Consider the following 673-nt stretch of genomic DNA (forward strand, 5'->3'; position numbering starts at 1 on the left):
CCTTGGGGACCGGCACTGCCTGGGTCTATTCCATGACGGTAGCCAGCATCCCGGATGCACTGCCGGAAATGGCACGGCACGTGTATTTTGAGGCGTCAGCGATGATTATCGGCCTGATCAATCTGGGGCAGGCACTGGAGCTTCGCGCCAAGGGCAAGACCTCGGAAGCCGTGCGTCGGCTGTTGGACCTGCGAGCAAAAACCGCCCGCGTAATCCGTGATGGCGAGGAGCAAGATCTGCCGGTGGAACAGGTTCGGGCGGGTGATCATATCCGCGTTCGTCCGGGTGAAAAACTCCCGGTGGACGGGGAGATTACCGAAGGCAGCACCCGCGTTGATGAAAGCATGCTCACCGGCGAGCCCATGCCTGTCAGCAAGGGCGAGGGCGACGAAGTGTCCGCCGGCACCATCAACACCCATGGCTCCATTATCTACAAGGCCACCCGCGTGGGCAGCGAAACTGCCCTCGCACAAATCATCCGTCTGGTGAAAAAGGCCCAGGGCTCCAAGCCCGCTATCGGCCGCCTGGCAGACAGGATTTCCTCGATTTTCGTACCCAGCGTGATGCTGATTGCCGTGGTATCGGCACTGGTCTGGTACAACGTCGGGCCGGAACCGGCCGTGGTTCACATGATGGTGGCCGCGACAACAGTTCTGATCATCGCCTGCCCCTG

At 61.1% G+C, this 673-nt stretch carries 1 protein-coding gene; it reads left to right on the top strand.

All coding sequences use genetic code 11. The features are described 5' to 3' along the window. Positions 1-673: HAD-IC family P-type ATPase (locus tag B3M52_RS08665; RefSeq protein ID WP_286749416.1), on the top strand; the 673-nt coding region annotated here is incomplete at both ends.

The organism is Marinobacter sp. UBA2688 (assembly GCF_002352785.1).
Lineage (GTDB): Bacteria > Pseudomonadota > Gammaproteobacteria > Pseudomonadales > Oleiphilaceae > Marinobacter > Marinobacter salarius.